This window comes from Chitinophaga flava (assembly GCF_003308995.1).
In the GTDB taxonomy this organism is placed as follows: domain Bacteria; phylum Bacteroidota; class Bacteroidia; order Chitinophagales; family Chitinophagaceae; genus Chitinophaga; species Chitinophaga flava.
In genome coordinates, this window is sequence record NZ_QFFJ01000002.1 from 1389803 (window position 1) to 1406138 (window position 16336).

Below are 16336 nucleotides of genomic sequence, written 5' to 3' on the forward strand. Positions count from 1 at the left end.
CCGGGAAAAATATTGATAATTTGCAGTAAAGTTTGGCCCCGTTATGATTATCTGGTCTTTATTATCTATTACTTTGGCCCTGGCCCTGTTTAGCTTGTATCTGCTTTATCGCGCAGGCCATCGCCCGCTGGCCCGCTCCTATACTATCCTTTTGCTGGGGCTGTCGCTGGGAGTTTTCCTTTACCTCTATGGTACCTGGGTATACCTGTCTGTTTATACCAAATATGTTTTTGGTGTGTTACTGATGGTGATGCTAATCATGCTGCCTTTCGGCAGAAAAAAAGATACCACTTCACGATTGCCCGTATGGAAGAGAAATGCTAACCTGCTGTTGTCAGGATTATTACTGATGATAACAGCACTTTATTTCACCGGCACTACGGGTACGCCGCATACGGTCAACCTGGCTTTTCCGCTTAAATCAGGACGGTATTTTGTGCTGCAGGGCGGCAAAGGACTTCCCACCAATGTCTTCCATTTCAGCCTGCGTGGCGCAATATACGCGATGGACATCGTAAAGATTGATGACCGCGGTACCCGCGGAGCCAGTGTCTTTTCCCACAAGCTCAGTGATTACTGGATTTTCAATGACACGGTATATGCTCCTTGTGATGGCATTGTCAGGAGAGCCTATGGCGATAACCCCGATAATATCCCGCCCGCAATGGACAGGGGACCGAAAAACACCAATCAGGTACTGCTGGAAGGAGCGGATTGTTATTTTTTTGCAGGACACCTCAAACGCCACAGCGTGGTAGTACATGAAGGACAGCATGTAAAACAGGGAGAGGCACTGGGTTGTGTCGGTAATTCCGGTTTCAGCACCGAACCTCACCTGCATATACAGGCCCACGAAAAAAAAGCAGGCGTGCCCTGGTATCAGGCCCCGCCTTTATACATGCTGTTTAATGGAAAAGGATACCTGCTGAACGAAGTGATCAGCGTAAGGTAATTATCTCATCAGTTTCTTGGCTTCTGTATTGATGATCTGGGCTGTCAGCTCAGCCGGAGATTCGCCGGCCTGCATAAATACTTCCAGCAGCTGACGGTTGAGCTCAAGTGCTGGTGCCTCTGGTGGTAACTGAATCGCTACCTGATTGATAACGGAGATGGTTTGTTCTTTCAGCGTTTTTACCGCTTCCCAGGTCATGGTAGATACGTAGATCTGCTGGGTGATATTGTGCTCATATTCCGTTTTGATGCTCTGTACCATGGATATCTGCATGTCCACGGCGCTGATGCCTGGCTGGTAGATGCGTCCTATCAGGCTTTGCGGCGTAATACGGTCTACATACAGCGCAAGTCTTTCATAAGCCTGTAATTGAAGTGGTAACACGGCCTGGTTTACAGGAGCAGGTTTGTCTTCTGCAGGTGCTTCCTTCTTTTTCTTGAACAAATCACGGACGGTCATGTATACAACGGCACAGGCGCCGATGGCAAGTGCCAGATACAATAGCTGTTGGGAATTCATCTTATCGGAACGTTTTGAAGCGCAAATGTATATAAAATAAATTTATTATGATTTACGAATTACGAATGAAGTAGCAATGATCCACGCCATTCGTAATTCGTAATCCGTAATTATTTCAATTTGCCCAACCATTCTTTTAACCTGGCAGCGCCTTTCTCCAGATTAGCCATGCTGGTGGCATAGGAGAGGCGAATGCAGGCCGGCTGCTGGAAAGCGGAACCAGTCACCACAGACACATTTGCTTTGTGCAGGAGGTACATGCAGAGATCATCTGCATTTTGGATATGGGTATCTTCATAAGATTTATTGAAGAAGGCACTGATATCAGGGAACATGTAGAAGGCCCCTTCAGGGTCATTCACTATCATACCCGGAATATTTTTCAGTGCTTCATGTATGAAGGCGCGTCGGTTTTTGAATTCTGACACCATGGCTTCTGCGGTGCTCAGGTCGCCGGTAAGGGCGGTGATGGCAGCACGCTGTGTAATAGAGCAGGTGGCGGAAGTAAACTGCGCCTGTATTTTATCACAGGCTTTGGCTATTTCCAGCGGAGCGGCCAGGTAACCAAGACGCCAGCCGGTCATAGCAAAACCTTTACTGAGGCCATTAATGACGATAGTACGGTTTTTCAGGTCACCGAACTGTGCAATACTTTCGTGTTTACCAACGTAGTTGATATATTCATAAATCTCATCGGAGATGATAAAGATCTGCGGATGTTTGGCAAATACGGCTGCCAGTCCTTCCAGTTCTTCTTTGGAATATACAGAACCGGTAGGGTTGCAGGGCGAGGAGAACATAAACAGCCTGGTTTTAGGCGTGATGGCTGCTTCCAGTTGTTCCGGTGTGATTTTGTAATTGTTCTCAATGCTGGCGGGTACAAATACTACCACTCCCTGGCACAGGGCTACCTGCTCGGAATAGGTCACCCAGTAAGGTGTTGGGATAATTACCTCATCACCAGGATTCACAATGCTCAGTACAGCGTTGGCCAGGCTTTGTTTGGCGCCGGTGGTCACAACAATCTGTTCCGGCGTATAGTCAAGCCCGTTATCACGTTTCAGTTTGTGCACCACGGCTTGTCGTACCTCGGCATAACCGGCTACTGGCGTATAATGCGTAAACCCTTCATCAATGGCCTTTTTGGCGGCATCCCGGATATGTTCCGGCGTGTCAAAATCAGGTTCTCCAATACTAAGGTCTACGATATCTATCCCCTGTGCTTTCAGCTCTCGGCCTAATTTGGCCATTTTAATTGTTTGCGGCTCGGAAATCCGTGACAGCCTTTCTGCTAATTGATTCATATCTAAACATTGGATTGACCGCAACAAACCTACATAAAAAAACTAGAAAAGCAGTGACAGTGTTCCCGTAAGGTCACGGAGGAGTGCGGGGGACAGGAAAATGGCCAGGGATCAAACAAAGGAGCGAAGACCATTCGGGTCTTCGCTCCTTTGACTTTCTGGTTTATGGTATGAAAATGTTATAAGCTGGAAGTATGTGACAGATAGCACAGCTGCAGTTTGTTGTCTCCGGTGCTGTCTTTGGCGCCGGCCAGGTAAATGGTGTAAGCATATCCGGCCTGGAAAGGTACTTGTGTAGAGCTGGCGTCCTGGCGGGAGGTACCTTTTACCAGCGGAGTGGTTTCTCCGGGCAGGGTAATGTAATATTCCACCAGGCCACTATACGGATCATCAGCATTCCAGGGGGCAACTGGTGAGAAAGCCTGATTGCTGGCAACCTTTTTCTTGTTGATGTACAGGTCTACCGGACCTACATTGGGACTGAGGTTGAGGAAGCGGAAGTTCACCTTGCTGTTAGACAGGCCGGCGAAACTTTCCTCCTGGTACCTGGCCACAAAGTTTTTAGCGGCATCGTTATAGGTGATGATGGTGTAGAACTTGGTGGAGTCAAATTGCTGAGTTACAGAGTCCAGTCCGATACCGTTGGTTTTCCGGAAGGAGAAGGTATGTACACCGGGCCGGTCCTGGAATGGAGCAGAACTACCGGTTTTGTAAGGACCAACCGCGTTCATCTTGCCGTTGTTGTTGAAGATGTCCAGGCTGGAGGGAAGGTAAGCGCCATTAATGATAGCAGCGGTATAATTCATCCGTGGGGGAGTGACATCGTTGTTCTGTTTCAAACAGGATGAAAGTCCGATTACTCCTCCCAGCAGGGCAGCTACCGCCCATATGCGATTTTTTTTGATCAGCATTAGCTCTCAGTTTTTTAGTATGTTTTTTATAAAATTTGTGTTCCACTATGTTTCCTGAAGCGGCTCAGGTCTGGTTGATTCATTTTTTTGCGTTGTAATTCTTCTTCATATATCAGTTCACCGATGGCCTTCAGAAAAGGTTTACCTGTTTCTTCAAATGATTGCTGGTCATCTCCCAGAACCCCGTTTTTGTTCACCAGAAGGCTAACAGATAGCAGGAACTCTACATGATTGGCATAATCCACTATATACGCCGTATCCGTCAAAAAACCGTAGGCCCATCCCGGTTTGTTGAATATTCTGATATGGTCGGGTATATGTGCTGTTCGTTGTCCGCCGAAAAGCAGAAATTTCACATATGCCGGATGATATTGTCCCGGGTCATACACCGGATCTGTTGATTCTCCCGGGTATTGGGACATACAACGATACAAAAAACTGTAATCATTATCCGTTAAACGGAGCTTGAAAGGATTTGTTACAGTTTCCGGAAAAAATAACTGCTGCATCATGCAGTGAAGATCTGTCAACGGTAATCTGTTGCGGTGGGAGAAGTCCATGGGGCTTTTTTCCAGTTTCCCATGATGGTTGATATGTTGTTCACCGGCCAGGTCGTGCCGGGTGGGAAAGCGGAGGCTGCTTATCATATCGGGCTGATCATAGAGCAACTTCCTTCCGGTCTGGAAATAGACCCCATTGGTATGCATATTAGCGGCGATATGAAGAGGGAGGCCTACCCGGTGCCGTATCTCTGCGCCGGTATGCCCCAGTTCCCACAGACGCCTGTTGAAGGGCTCCTGACCTATAAATTCATATAGCCGGTTAAAGGCATCATTGTCGCTGACCAAAAAAATTTTTTTGATATAATGAGATATCGATGGTAGCTTGCCAGCCGCAGAATAGTCGTGCAGCACTCCGGGATTAATACCTGGCAACGGCCGGGTAAACATGGCCGTATGACGGTCCAGCCCGGGAATACCGAGATCGTTCAGCTTTTCCAGTGCCAGTAAGGCTGCAGGGAGCTTGACCGTAGATGCCGGATAACAATAACATGGCTGGCCTATACCATAGTGAAAATCAGTAAAATGCGGTCTTTGCAGCTCGTCCCGGTCTATACGGGTGTAAAGGATCTGCAGCCGGTGACCGGTAGCATCCCTGAATACCTTATCCACAGGGCCTTTCTGACTTTTCAGCAAAGCCAAAAGGAAATTATCTCTTGTCGGATAATGTTGGGTTTGCATATATTTGTCGGTATTACTGAGTGTAAAGCAAAGATATATTCTTAAAAACAGGAAAAAACCAGGATCGCAGATTTAGAAAGAAGGGTGTCACCAAGCCCGTAAAGTCAATCACATATTGATTTTGCGCCTCTTTTAACAAGGGCTTTAATATATCAATTTAAATTCTATCTTTGCAACTCTTAAAAATTTTATATTATAAACCCGAAACAAACAACATGCAACTAAAAGGACTGGTAAGATTTTTTGCCATCGCACTGATCCTTATCTCTTTGTATCAACTGTCCTTCACGTTTTTGGTGCGGAACTATGAGAAGAAGATCGAGCAGAAGGCTGAGACCGATGTCTCCAAACAATTCCCTACCCCTGAGCAGAAATATCCTGCAAGTAAAGAGCTGCAGGCATTCTACTCAGATACGCTGAAAGGATTTATTAAACAAAGAAGACAAGAGATCGTGGACAGCACCAGCAATAAACAGATTGCCGGGTTTCCATGGTACGTTACCTACAACAAGGCCAAAGAAAAAGAGTTGAACCTCGGCCTCGACCTCGTAGGTGGTATGAACGTAGTGCTGGAAGTGAGTGTGGAAGATGTGATCCGCGCCCTCTCCGGACAGTCCAAGGATCCTGCTTTTAACAAAGCGCTGGACCTGGCTGAAGAACGCAAAAAGACTAACCAGGCTGATTTTGTTACTTTGTTCGGGCAAACTTACGCTGAAGTGGCTCCTCAGGGCCGTCTGGCAACCATCTTCGCTAACGCCTACCAGAAAGATATCAACTTTAACTCCTCCAACCAGCAGGTGCTGGACATGATTCGTAAAGAATCCCGTGCTGCCATCAAAAACACCTATATCGTACTGCAAAAACGTATCGACAAATTCGGTGTGGCCCAGCCTAATATCAGCCTGGACGAGAATAAAGGTCTGATCTCCGTGGAACTGGCCGGTGTTGACAACGCAGAACGCGTACGTAAATACCTGCAGGCTACCGCCAATCTGGAATTCAGGGAAGTTTACAAAAACAGCCCCGACTTCTTCCAGAATGTGCTGAACCCAATGAACGAAGCCATCAGGAGCGCTCTCGGTGGCGCTGCTGCAAAACCAGCTACTCCCGACACTACCAATGCCACTGCCGCTGCCAACCCTGCTGATACCAGCAAAGAAGGTAAACTGAGCGACTACCTGGCTAAAAAAGATACCGGCAAAACCGTAAAAGACAGCAGTAAAGCATCTCAGGAAAAACTCCTCAATGAACAACGTAAACAAAACCCGCTGTTCACTGTACTGTTCCCGATGATCGATCCGCAGTCCGGAACGCTGATCCCCAGCCCTTCCATCGGTCGTATCCTGCCTAAAGATACTGCCACCTTCCGTCATTACCTGCAAATGCCCGCTGTTCAGGCCATCCTGCCTAAAGACGCGGTATTCGCTTTCGGTCCTGAAAACAAGGAAGACAAATACGGTCCGCTGTCTGTATACGTGCTGAAAGTAAACCCTGCGAACCCTGCTCCCCGTGTAGGCGGCGAAAGGATCGTAGATGCACGCCAGGACATGGACCAGAACAACCAGCCGGAAATCAGCATGACCATGGACAACATCGGTGCCCATGAGTGGAAAAAACTGACCGGTGAACTGGCCCCTTCTAATCCGAAAGATCCTTCTACCCTGAATTTCGTGGCTGTAGTACTCGATAACATCGTTTACTCTGCCCCGTCTATCCAGAGTGAAATCGCCGGTGGCCGTTCTTCTATCAGTGGTAGCTTTACCATCGAAGAAGCCAACGACCTGGCCAATATCCTGAAATCCGGTAAAATGCCTGCTCCTGCACGCATCGTACAGGAACAGATCGTAGGACCTACCCTCGGTGCTGAATCTATCGCTGCTGGTGGTAAATCCTTCATGATCTCCTTCGTGATCATCTTCGTACTGATGCTGGTGTACTACAACAGCGCCGGCTGGGTAGCTAATATCGCCCTGGTTCTCAACCTGCTGTTTACCTTCGGTATCCTGGCATCTCTCGGTGCTACCCTTACCATGGCTGGTATCGCAGGTCTGGTACTGACCATCGGTATGGCTGTGGATACCAACGTAATTATCTTCGAAAGGATCAAGGACGAACTCACACATGGCAAGTCTTACCCTGACGCGATCTCCCTCGGTTACAAACGCTCTTATGCGCCTGTACTCGACGGTCACGTTACTTCCTTGCTCACTGCATTCATCCTGTTCTACTTCGGTTTAGGTCCTGTACTCGGCTTCGCCACCACCCAGATCATCGGCTTGCTCCTGTCCTTGTTCTGCGGTATCCTGGTATCCCGTATGGTAACTGACTGGTGGACTAACAAAAAGAGACACTTCGAATACTTTACGCCTATTTCCCGCAAAGTATTTAAACACGCTGCCTTCGACTTCGTTGGTAAACGTAAATATGCTTACATCATCTCCGCTATCGTAATGGTAGCTGGTGTGTCTTCCTTCTTCCATGGTTTCGACCACGGTATCGACTTCTCCGGTGGTCGCAGCTTCACTGTTCGCTTCGAAAAACCGATGAACAGACAGGAAGTAGCTGACGTGCTGAAGAAAGAGTTCCAAAGCGAAGTATTTGTAAAAACTATTGGTAACACCAACCAGCTGAACATCACTACTGCTTACAAAATTGAGCAGCAGAATCTGGCGGTTGACCAGGAAGTTATCACCAAACTGTACCACGGTCTGAAACCTTATTACGAAGCTTCTGTTACACAGGAGGTGTTCAACACCCGCTACGTAATCGGTTCCCAGACAGTATCAGCTACCATCTCCGATGACTTGCGCGCCGGAGCGGTAAAAGCTACTGTACTCTCTATCCTGGTGATCTTCGTGTATATCCTGATCCGTTTCAGCAAATGGCAGTACTCTATCGGTACTATCTTCTCCCTGCTGCACGACGTATTGCTCACCCTGGCCGTGTTCTCCTGGTTTAAGGACATCGTTCCTTTCACCCTGGAAATCGACCAGCACTTTATCGCTGCGATCCTGACCGTGATTGGTTTCTCCATGAACGATACCGTGATCGTATTCGACAGAATCCGTGAATACTTCAGAACCGGTGCTCATGGCAGAGACAGGGATACTGTGATCAACAAAGCGATCAACGATACCCTGAGCCGTACCATCATGACGTCTCTGACTGTATTCCTGACCATCCTGGTGCTGTTCATCTTTGGTGGTGAAGTAACCCGCGGTTTCGCCTTCGCTATGCTGATAGGTGTACTCACCGGTACTTACTCTTCCATCTTCGTAGCTGCGCCAGTACTGGTAGACTTCGACAAGAAAAACCAGCTGTCCAATGAGGGCGATGCTATCGCTGTCACTGCTAAAAAAGCAACACCTGCTGAAAAATAGGTAAGGGATAGCTGAAAAATATGTTTGATAGGGGCTGACCACTGGTCAGCCCCTTTTTTATGCGGTTAAATGTAACAGTAATGCCGGGAGGAGGGGGAGTGGAAAAGGAGTGTGGAGTAAATTAAAGTGATTTGTTGAATACAAATCCGCTGGTGCCGCTGTTGTCCTGGTAATCCACTTCCATGCCTACGAGGTACATGCCATGGGCTTTTTTTATGATTACGGGGATACCATCGATATCGAAGAGGTCGTCATCTTCATTGCGGGCATCAAATCCCAGCATAAACGACATGCCGGAACATCCCCCGCCTTTTACGCCGATACGCAGATAGGGTGCTTCCACATCACCCTGTAGCAGTCTTTTCAGTACAGTAGCAGCATTGTTGGTCAGTTGTACGGGAGCAATAAATCCAGTGGCCATAATCCTTTATTTTCCGCAAAGGTAGGGAAATGGCATAGGATCGGGGAGGAGTGGTATCCGGAAGGTAACCTCAGACGGTGGTAGCTGCCAGTTGAAGCAGGGTTTCGTGGAGGGTCAGTACCTGCGGGATGACCAGTTGCTGATCATCGTTGTGGATAACGTAGTCGCACAAACGCATTTTGATCCTTTCATCGATTTGTTTATGTATGCGTGCCAGTACTTCATCCCGGGTAACCTTGTCGCGTTTCATGACACGTAGTATCCGGAGGGGCTGAGGAGCGTATACACCGATGATTTTGTCGAGGTGATGAAAAGATTCGGTTTCAAAGAGGAGGGCGGCTTCCTTGAGTACGTAGGGGGCGGTTTGCTGGCTGGCCCAGATATTGGAGTCCCGGATAGTGGCAGGATGTACGAGGGAGTTGAGCAGGGCGAGTTTGTTTTTATCGTTGAAAACGATGTTGCCCAGATATTTCCGGTTAAGGGCACCGTTATCATCATACACTTCCTTGCCAAAGTGAGAGCGCACGGCTTCGGCCAGCTCCTGGTCCCTTACCAGAATGTCTTTGGCACGGTCATCTGCATAATATACAGGGACGCCGAGTAATTCAAATATTTTGCTGACGGTGCTTTTACCGGAACCGATACCACCGGTGATTCCTACCTTTAACATAAATCCGGGTACTTGATTCAACAATTAAAACCTAAGTATATAAAAAATCCCGGACGTAATGGCCGGGATCTTTATATACAGTGTGGTCTGTATTATTTTGTTTCGTTCGGTTTCTGCTGAGCGGAAGTATATTCCATGCTGATAGCAGAACGTTCGATGGTGAAGTTGGTGCCAGGGGCTACTTCAATCAGAATGGTATTGTTATCGTTTATTTTTTTCACTTTACCATGAATACCGGCGATTGTAACAATTTTGTCGCCTTCTTTGAGGTTGTCTATGAATTGTTTCTGGAGTTTGGCTTTTTTGGTTTGAGGACGGATCATAAAGAGCCACATAACCAGAATCATACCGCCAAAAAACAGGATAGAAACCATTGGGCTACCGCCTTGTGCACCACCTTGTGCCGGTCCCATCAGTAAAATGTTCATGATGTTCATCTATAAATTGATTTAAGAGTTTGCCTAGTTCAGCGCTTATTTAGTTATGATATTACACTGGATCTTAGGGCCTACCTGATAACCACCTTCCCGGTTGGTTTTGATGGATATTTCTTTTTCGGTATAGCCGGATTTCCCATGACTGTCAAATATTACCTTCATAAAACCTGATTCTCCGGGTTTGATTGGTTGTTTGGGCCATTCCGGTACGGTACAGCCGCAACTGGAGATTGCATCCTCGATAATCAGGTCCCGGGTGCCGGTGTTTTTAAATTTAAAGGAATATTCCACCTTTTCACCCTGGGTAATGTCCCCAAAGTTATGCACCTTTTCTTCAAAAGTAAGATCTGTAGCTTTACCCGCATCAGCTGAATTGCTGGTGGCGGATGACTGACCAGCAGCATTGCTGCTTTTTGCCGGTTGGTTATTGTTGCAGGCAGCCATTAAAAGGGTGCCACAGGTAAGGAAAAAGAGCAGTGTTTTCATAAAAATGTTGTTTTGCTTAAAAATACTGCTTTCCACTTACTTTTTTGGACGGTCCTGTTTTTGCACCAGCTCTTCTTTTTCCAGGTCTTTCAGGATATTGTCGAGGATACCGTTGATAAACTGTCCACTTTGAGGAGTGCTATATGCCTTGGCGAGGTCAATGTATTCATTGATGGTCACCTTGGTAGGGATGGTGGGGAAGTAGAGGAATTCACAAACACCCATTTCCATCAGCAGCATGTCTACGGCGGCTATACGTTCCGGATCCCAGTTTTGCAGTTTGGGTTTGATGAGCTCCAGGCAGTATTCCTTTTTGTCGATCACGGTCAGCAGCAGTTCTCTCGCGTAGTCCAGTTTTTCCTTGCTGATCAGCTGGAGGAAGTTGAAGAGGTGCGGTTTGTTGAAATAATTGCCGATCAGGATGGTCATCATTTCTTCATCATCGCTCCAGTGAAGGAAAGTATCTTCCATATGCTGGATGAACAGCTCGTTTTTGGCCAGTATTTCTTTATAGATAAATTCCAGCATTTCCTTTTCACCAGCTTTGGTGCGGTTGTCATCCGCAATGTAGGCTTTGTAGGTGTCTGAAGCTACCAGTATATTATAAAGCTTTCTGATCAGATCATTATCGGTCAACGGACGCATTTTCCATTGTTCCAGGTTTACCTGAAAACCTCTGTCATTTTTAATCTGATAAATGAATTCGTTTCCTGCAATCTTGGTGTTCACCTGCAGGTCCTCGGCAGAGGGTAAGTGTTTGGAAGCACGGGTCTGTGCATCGGTTTCCGCATATTGTCCTACCTGCACTACTGTATAAAGCAGGTACGTAAAGATCTGGCACGTCTGGTCCAGCTTTTCATTCAGAAGTCTGGTGGCCGTGCCCGGCTTGATGTTACTTTGCTCCATCGTTTCCAGGGCGTAAAGTGTTTGCATTACCTTTACCCGGATATTTCTTCTACTGATCATCGTATAAAAAAGAACTGGTATAAGGGCGCAAAACTAGACAAAATATCTGACATTTGATGAAGGGTTATTGCGTTGATATTTCACAATTGGTTTTGAGAGATTTACCAAAGCGATGAAGACCACCTGTCATAATTAGATGAGATTTTTTTCAAATATTTAACTGACCTGTCATTTTTTCCTGTTGCTTGTCATGATTTGTCAGTAATAAAAGCCTGCAGTACATTCGCAATCTGCCAAATTTGACGATAAAGGGCTATTGGCATAATTCTCGTGGGCGAACAGCATTCTAAAATCAACTACTTTCTTTAAATAAAAACTACTATGGCTAAGAAATTAAGTATTAAACCTTTAGCTGACAGGGTAATTGTTAAACCTGCAGCCGCAGAAGAGAAAACCGCAGGTGGTATCATTATCCCGGATACTGCAAAAGAAAAACCTGTAAGAGGCACCGTGGTGGCCGCCGGTCCTGGTAAAAAAGATGAGCCGATCACTGTTAAAGTAGGTGATACTGTATTGTATGGTAAATACTCCGGACAGGAACTGCCTATCGACGGCGAAGACTTCCTGATCATGAGAGAGTCTGATATCCTGGCAATCGTTTAATTACAGTAGGTTGTTATCGTAAACAAAATTTTTAAAATACGCTAAGAATTATGGCAAAACAATTATTCTTCAATATAGATGCCCGCAACAGAATGAAAAAGGGTGTAGATACCCTGGCTGACGCGGTAAAAGTAACCCTCGGACCTAAAGGCCGTAACGTTGTTATCGAGAAAAAATTCGGTGCTCCCGGTGTAACTAAAGATGGTGTAACCGTTGCTAAAGAAATCGAACTGGAAGATCCTATCGAAAACATGGGCGCCCAGATGGTGAAAGAAGTAGCTTCCAAAACTGCTGACCTGGCAGGTGATGGTACTACCACTGCTACCGTTCTGGCTCAGGCTATCATCGGCGAAGGTCTGAAAAACGTAGCTGCAGGTGCAAACCCAATGGACCTGAAACGCGGTATCGATAAAGCGGTTAAAGCTGTTATCGAAAACCTGAAAAAACAATCTGAAAAAGTTGGTAACGACAACAAAAAAATCGAACAGGTTGCTTCCATCTCTGCTAACAATGACTCCGAAATCGGTAAACTGATTGCTGAAGCAATGAAAAAAGTTACCAAAGACGGCGTTATCACTGTAGAAGAAGCAAAAGGTACTGACACTACTGTTGAAGTAGTTGAAGGTATGCAGTTCGACCGCGGTTACCTGTCTCCATACTTCATCACCAACAGCGAAAAAATGCAGGCTGAGCTGCAGAACCCTTACATCCTGATCTACGATAAAAAGATCAGCACCATGAAGGATATCCTGCACATCCTGGAAAAAGTTGCTCAACAGGGCGCTCCGCTGGTAATCATCTCCGAAGATCTGGAAGGTGAAGCACTGGCTACCCTGGTGGTAAACAAACTGCGTGGTACCCTGAAAGTAGCTGCAGTTAAAGCTCCTGGCTTCGGCGACAGAAGAAAAGACATGCTGCAGGACATCGCTACCCTCACCGGTGGTATCGTTATCAGCGAAGAACAAGGTTACAAACTGGAAAATGCTGACCTCACTTACCTGGGTAAAGCAGAATCCATCACTATCGATAAAGACAACACTACCGTTGTAGGTGGTAAAGGTCAGAAAAAAGATATCCAGGGCCGTATCGGTCAGATCAAAGCGCAGATCGAAGTAACTACTTCTGACTACGACCGCGAAAAACTGCAGGAACGCCTGGCTAAACTGAGCGGCGGTGTTGCTGTACTGTACGTAGGTGCTGCTACCGAAGTGGAAATGAAAGAGAAAAAAGATCGCGTAGACGATGCTTTACACGCTACCCGCGCTGCCGTTGAAGAAGGTATCGTTCCTGGTGGTGGTGTGGCTTACATCCGCGCTATCGAATCCCTGGAAAAACTGAAAGGCGAAAACGACGACGAACAAACTGGTATCCAGATCGTTAAACGCGCTGTGGAAGAGCCACTGCGTCAGATCACTGCTAACGCTGGTATCGAAGGTTCTATCGTAGTACAGAAAGTAAAAGAAGGTAAAGGTGATTTCGGTTTCAACGCTCGTACCGAAGTTTACGAAAAAATGCTGGCTGCGGGTGTTATCGACCCAACTAAAGTTAGCCGCATTGCCCTCGAAAACGCTGCATCCATCGCTGGTATGCTGCTGACTACCGAATGCGTAATCGCTGACAAACCAGAACCTAAATCTGCTGCTCCTGCTATGCCAGGCGGCGGACACGGTATGGGCATGGACTACTAATCAGTCTTATTACCATAAAGAAAAAAACTCCTGCAGGTTTTCCTGTAGGAGTTTTTTTTATCTTGTACTGTCTGCCGGTTGTAACTTTATTGCCTGTATACCGTTAAACTGGTACCCTACAGACTTAAATTAAATAACACTGAATGAAGCTATTGCTCAGAATAATAATAGCCTGTTTGCCAGTAGTACTGCTTTTCTCCTGTTCCAAAAAAACAGAGGACGCAAGCATGGCTCCGATGGCAATGGTAGATGCCACTATACAACGTTATCTCTTTGCCCACAATGAGGTCGCCATCCGCGATTCCTTCGGCCTGTACTACAGGATCATAACACCCGGTGACAGTATCCATTTTGTCAGGGATAACTCCATTGTTTCTGTAAACTATACCAACCAACTTATTGATGGCACTACCGTAGATGCCTCTTTTGATGTAACCAACTTCAATAACCGGACATTGAAGAATCATATTCCCGGCTGGCAGCTGGGCCTGCGGAAAATATCCAAAGGAGGTAGAATAAGGATGTATATACCACCTGTCCTCGCTTTTGGCTCTACAGGAGTGCCAGACATCATACCTCCCAACGCTATCCTCATCTCGGATGTGGAACTGGTAGATATCAAGTAGTCAATTATTGTATGATCATAAAATCCAAAGTCACTGAATGAAGAAAGTTTTATTACTGGTCGGAGCATGCGTCGCGCTGCTGACCGCCTGTTCCAAGAAAGACAACAATACCGACACATTCGATCCGATCGCTCAGTTTGATAAAGATAGTGTCCTGATTGTCAATTACCTGAAGGCCAACAATATTACTGCCACCCACGATCCGCGCAGTATCTTTTACAAAATCATCGACAGTGGTGTTGTGGCCAGCAAGCCTACCGTCACTAGTAATGTGACTGTAAAATACGCTGGTACCTTCCTGGATGGTAAATCTTTCGACAGCAATGATAATATCAGCTTCGACCTGAATGGTGTCATCTATGGCTGGCAGGTAGGTATACCATTGATCGGAAAAGGTGGCCGTATTCAGTTATTTCTCCCATCCTATTATGCCTACGGACAATATGGTAGATCTGGTATTCCACCCAATACAGTATTGGTGTTTGATGTGACATTGAAAGACTTTGTCAAAAAATAGCTATTTATTATCAATATATAGGTAGAAGCAGCGGAGCCTCAGGCCACCGCTGCTTTTTTATGTACGCATGGCCATGTCGGAATAATGTAAATCGTTAAATATCTGCATCGCTAAATATCCAAATACCAAAATGGCCTATTTTTACAGATAAATCAATAATGTAGTGGCACACGAATGTATTTCCGTATTTGACATTTTTAAGATTGGCATTGGTCCGTCCAGCTCTCATACTTTAGGCCCCTGGCGGGCCGCACAACGTTTCCTGCGTGATCTGGAAGCCGACGGCAAACTGGCTGCGGTTACCGGTTTACAGGTACTGTTATATGGCTCTCTCGCCAAAACAGGCCATGGTCACGGTACTGACATCGCCGTTCTGCTCGGGCTCTGTGGAGATGATCCTGTTACCTTCGATGTCAGCAAAATCAACAGCAAAATAGATGACCTGCGACGCACCCGTAAAATGATGCTGGCAGGGAAATATGAAATAGACTTCGATCCGGTGGAAGATATTGAATTCCTCTTTGAAGAATCTCTGCCTTTCCATCCCAATGCGCTGGTATTTCTTGTATCCTTCGCCGACGGCGACCAACGCGCTGCCACTTATTATTCCATCGGCGGCGGCTTTGTGGTGCAGGAAGGAGAGATCGGAGGTGGCACCACATCCGTAGATCTGCCTTTCCCGATCGATACTGCCCGTCAGTTGCTGCAATGGTGCATCAAAACCGGTTTCAGCATCTCTGAGCTCGTTATGGAAAATGAACTGGCTTGGAGGCCTGAGGCAGAAACCCGCAGTGGTGTGCTCAACATCTGGCGTGTAATGCAGGAATGTACCTATCGTGGATGTCATACTACCGGTGAACTGCCTGGTGGCCTGAAAGTGGCCCGCCGCGCCGCTGCACTCAATAAAAAACTGCTAAAAGGTCGCACTTATACCGACTATAACTCCTGGATAGAAGCAATCCGTGCCGGTGGAGCGCATTTCACCTACACACTCGACTGGGTAAGCTGTTTCGCTCTCGCTGTGAATGAAGAAAATGCTTCCTTCGGCCGTGTAGTAACAGCACCTACCAACGGTGCGGCAGGCGTTATACCCGCTGTACTGCAGTATTTTATCGCTTTCTGTGATGGACTGCAGGACGACAAAATCATCCAGTTTCTGCTCACGGCCTCCGAAATAGGCAGCATCTTCAAAAAACGTTCTACCATCTCTGCTGCAATGGGTGGATGTCAGGCTGAAATAGGTGTTTCCTCTGCCATGGCCGCTGCTGCCCTGACTGAATGCCTCGGTGGTTCCCAGCGCCAGGTACTTATGGCCGCAGAAATAGCCATGGAACATCACTTGGGCCTTACCTGCGATCCTATCGGTGGACTGGTGCAGATACCCTGCATCGAAAGAAACACCATGGGCGCCATCAAGGCCATCACGGCCTCCCAGCTGGCCCTGCAAAGCAATCCTGAGCTGGCAAAGGTTTCTCTCGACGCAGTCGTAAAAACCATGTGGGAAACTGCACTGGACATGAACTCCAAATACAAGGAGACCTCCGATGGTGGCCTCGCAGTAAACATTCCTATCAGTCTGAGTGAATGCTAATGTCATAGACACTTCACGGATATA

16 protein-coding genes are annotated in these 16336 nt (G+C 46.8%); 7 read left to right on the plus strand and 9 right to left on the minus strand.

Going from position 1 to position 16336, the window contains the following annotated elements; translation table 11 throughout:
- Nucleotides 1-43: 43 nt before the first annotated feature.
- Nucleotides 44-952 carry a M23 family metallopeptidase gene (locus DF182_RS21930; RefSeq protein WP_113617936.1) on the plus strand — a complete coding sequence of 303 codons (909 nt, stop codon included), beginning with the start codon at nucleotides 44-46 and terminating at the stop codon, nucleotides 950-952.
- Here the strand turns inward: DF182_RS21930 and DF182_RS21935 are convergent, their stop codons facing one another.
- The 4 genes from DF182_RS21935 to DF182_RS21950 form a co-directional block, all read right to left on the minus strand.
- Complete coding sequence (locus DF182_RS21935; RefSeq protein ID WP_113617937.1) at nucleotides 953-1471, minus strand: DUF7935 family protein; 519 nt, start codon at nucleotides 1469-1471, stop codon at nucleotides 953-955. It abuts the gene before it with no gap.
- A 110-nt stretch (nucleotides 1472-1581) separates the two neighbouring features.
- Nucleotides 1582-2775, minus strand: coding sequence for a pyridoxal phosphate-dependent aminotransferase (locus DF182_RS21940; RefSeq protein WP_113617938.1), 1194 nt, complete (start codon nucleotides 2773-2775; stop codon nucleotides 1582-1584).
- A 179-nt stretch (nucleotides 2776-2954) separates the two neighbouring features.
- A complete protein-coding gene (locus tag DF182_RS21945) occupies nucleotides 2955-3686 on the minus strand; it encodes a DUF4397 domain-containing protein (RefSeq protein WP_113617939.1) in 732 nt (243 codons plus the stop codon).
- A 26-nt stretch (nucleotides 3687-3712) separates the two neighbouring features.
- Nucleotides 3713-4927 (minus strand): serine hydrolase, encoded by a 1215-nt coding sequence (locus tag DF182_RS21950; RefSeq protein WP_113617940.1) that lies wholly within the window; start codon nucleotides 4925-4927, stop codon nucleotides 3713-3715.
- 215 nt (nucleotides 4928-5142) lie between these two features.
- On the opposite strand from DF182_RS21950, the gene secDF reads away from it, so the two are divergent.
- A complete protein-coding gene (gene secDF / locus DF182_RS21955) occupies nucleotides 5143-8307 on the plus strand; it encodes a protein translocase subunit SecDF (RefSeq protein WP_113617941.1) in 3165 nt (1054 codons plus the stop codon).
- 121 nt (nucleotides 8308-8428) lie between these two features.
- Here secDF and DF182_RS21960 read toward each other — a convergent pair whose 3' ends face one another.
- From DF182_RS21960 to nusB, 5 genes are all read right to left on the minus strand, one after another.
- Nucleotides 8429-8728, minus strand: a complete 300-nt coding sequence (locus DF182_RS21960; protein ID WP_113617942.1) for a HesB/IscA family protein — start codon at nucleotides 8726-8728, stop codon at nucleotides 8429-8431.
- A gap of 70 nt (nucleotides 8729-8798) precedes the next feature.
- Nucleotides 8799-9398, minus strand: coding sequence for a dephospho-CoA kinase (gene coaE, locus DF182_RS21965; protein WP_113617943.1), 600 nt, complete (start codon nucleotides 9396-9398; stop codon nucleotides 8799-8801).
- A 92-nt stretch (nucleotides 9399-9490) separates the two neighbouring features.
- A complete protein-coding gene (gene yajC / locus DF182_RS21970; protein WP_245957511.1) occupies nucleotides 9491-9835 on the minus strand; it encodes a preprotein translocase subunit YajC in 345 nt (114 codons plus the stop codon).
- A gap of 36 nt (nucleotides 9836-9871) precedes the next feature.
- Nucleotides 9872-10321: a DUF1573 domain-containing protein gene (locus DF182_RS21975; protein ID WP_211327185.1), complete on the minus strand. Its 450-nt coding sequence runs from the start codon at nucleotides 10319-10321 to the stop codon at nucleotides 9872-9874.
- A 36-nt stretch (nucleotides 10322-10357) separates the two neighbouring features.
- The gene (nusB, locus tag DF182_RS21980) at nucleotides 10358-11254 is read right to left on the minus strand and encodes a transcription antitermination factor NusB (RefSeq protein WP_245957512.1); all 897 of its coding nucleotides are present in this window, start codon (nucleotides 11252-11254) and stop codon (nucleotides 10358-10360) included.
- Between the two features lie 354 nt (nucleotides 11255-11608).
- Between nusB and DF182_RS21985 the strand changes: the two genes are divergently transcribed.
- From DF182_RS21985 to DF182_RS22005, 5 genes are all read left to right on the plus strand, one after another.
- A complete protein-coding gene (locus DF182_RS21985) occupies nucleotides 11609-11890 on the plus strand; it encodes a co-chaperone GroES (RefSeq protein WP_113617945.1) in 282 nt (93 codons plus the stop codon).
- Between the two features lie 50 nt (nucleotides 11891-11940).
- Nucleotides 11941-13578 carry a chaperonin GroEL gene (gene groL, locus DF182_RS21990; protein WP_113617946.1) on the plus strand — a complete coding sequence of 546 codons (1638 nt, stop codon included), beginning with the start codon at nucleotides 11941-11943 and terminating at the stop codon, nucleotides 13576-13578.
- 143 nt (nucleotides 13579-13721) lie between these two features.
- On the plus strand, nucleotides 13722-14204 hold the full coding sequence (locus DF182_RS21995; RefSeq protein WP_113617947.1) for an FKBP-type peptidyl-prolyl cis-trans isomerase: 483 nt from the start codon (nucleotides 13722-13724) through the stop codon (nucleotides 14202-14204).
- A 37-nt stretch (nucleotides 14205-14241) separates the two neighbouring features.
- Nucleotides 14242-14721 (plus strand): FKBP-type peptidyl-prolyl cis-trans isomerase, encoded by a 480-nt coding sequence (locus tag DF182_RS22000; protein WP_113617948.1) that lies wholly within the window; start codon nucleotides 14242-14244, stop codon nucleotides 14719-14721.
- Nucleotides 14722-14884: 163 nt separating this feature from the next.
- Nucleotides 14885-16312 carry an L-serine ammonia-lyase gene (locus DF182_RS22005; RefSeq protein WP_113617949.1) on the plus strand — a complete coding sequence of 476 codons (1428 nt, stop codon included), beginning with the start codon at nucleotides 14885-14887 and terminating at the stop codon, nucleotides 16310-16312.
- Nucleotides 16313-16336 lie beyond the last annotated feature (24 nt).

Excerpts from the sequence above, each read along its gene's own strand:
- DF182_RS21930 (WP_113617936.1), top strand. The coding sequence starts at position 44 with ATGATTATCTGGTCTTTATTATCTATTACTTTGGCCCTGGCCCTGTTT.
- DF182_RS21935 (WP_113617937.1), bottom strand. The coding sequence starts at position 1,471 with ATGAATTCCCAACAGCTATTGTATCTGGCACTTGCCATCGGCGCCTGT.
- DF182_RS21940 (WP_113617938.1), bottom strand. The coding sequence starts at position 2,775 with ATGAATCAATTAGCAGAAAGGCTGTCACGGATTTCCGAGCCGCAAACA.
- DF182_RS21945 (WP_113617939.1), bottom strand. The coding sequence starts at position 3,686 with ATGCTGATCAAAAAAAATCGCATATGGGCGGTAGCTGCCCTGCTGGGA.
- DF182_RS21950 (WP_113617940.1), bottom strand. The coding sequence starts at position 4,927 with ATGCAAACCCAACATTATCCGACAAGAGATAATTTCCTTTTGGCTTTG.
- secDF (WP_113617941.1), top strand. The coding sequence starts at position 5,143 with ATGCAACTAAAAGGACTGGTAAGATTTTTTGCCATCGCACTGATCCTT.
- DF182_RS21960 (WP_113617942.1), bottom strand. The coding sequence starts at position 8,728 with ATGGCCACTGGATTTATTGCTCCCGTACAACTGACCAACAATGCTGCT.
- coaE (WP_113617943.1), bottom strand. The coding sequence starts at position 9,398 with ATGTTAAAGGTAGGAATCACCGGTGGTATCGGTTCCGGTAAAAGCACC.
- yajC (WP_245957511.1), bottom strand. The coding sequence starts at position 9,835 with ATGAACATCATGAACATTTTACTGATGGGACCGGCACAAGGTGGTGCA.
- DF182_RS21975 (WP_211327185.1), bottom strand. The coding sequence starts at position 10,321 with ATGAAAACACTGCTCTTTTTCCTTACCTGTGGCACCCTTTTAATGGCT.
- nusB (WP_245957512.1), bottom strand. The coding sequence starts at position 11,254 with ATGCAAACACTTTACGCCCTGGAAACGATGGAGCAAAGTAACATCAAG.
- DF182_RS21985 (WP_113617945.1), top strand. The coding sequence starts at position 11,609 with ATGGCTAAGAAATTAAGTATTAAACCTTTAGCTGACAGGGTAATTGTT.
- groL (WP_113617946.1), top strand. The coding sequence starts at position 11,941 with ATGGCAAAACAATTATTCTTCAATATAGATGCCCGCAACAGAATGAAA.
- DF182_RS21995 (WP_113617947.1), top strand. The coding sequence starts at position 13,722 with ATGAAGCTATTGCTCAGAATAATAATAGCCTGTTTGCCAGTAGTACTG.
- DF182_RS22000 (WP_113617948.1), top strand. The coding sequence starts at position 14,242 with ATGAAGAAAGTTTTATTACTGGTCGGAGCATGCGTCGCGCTGCTGACC.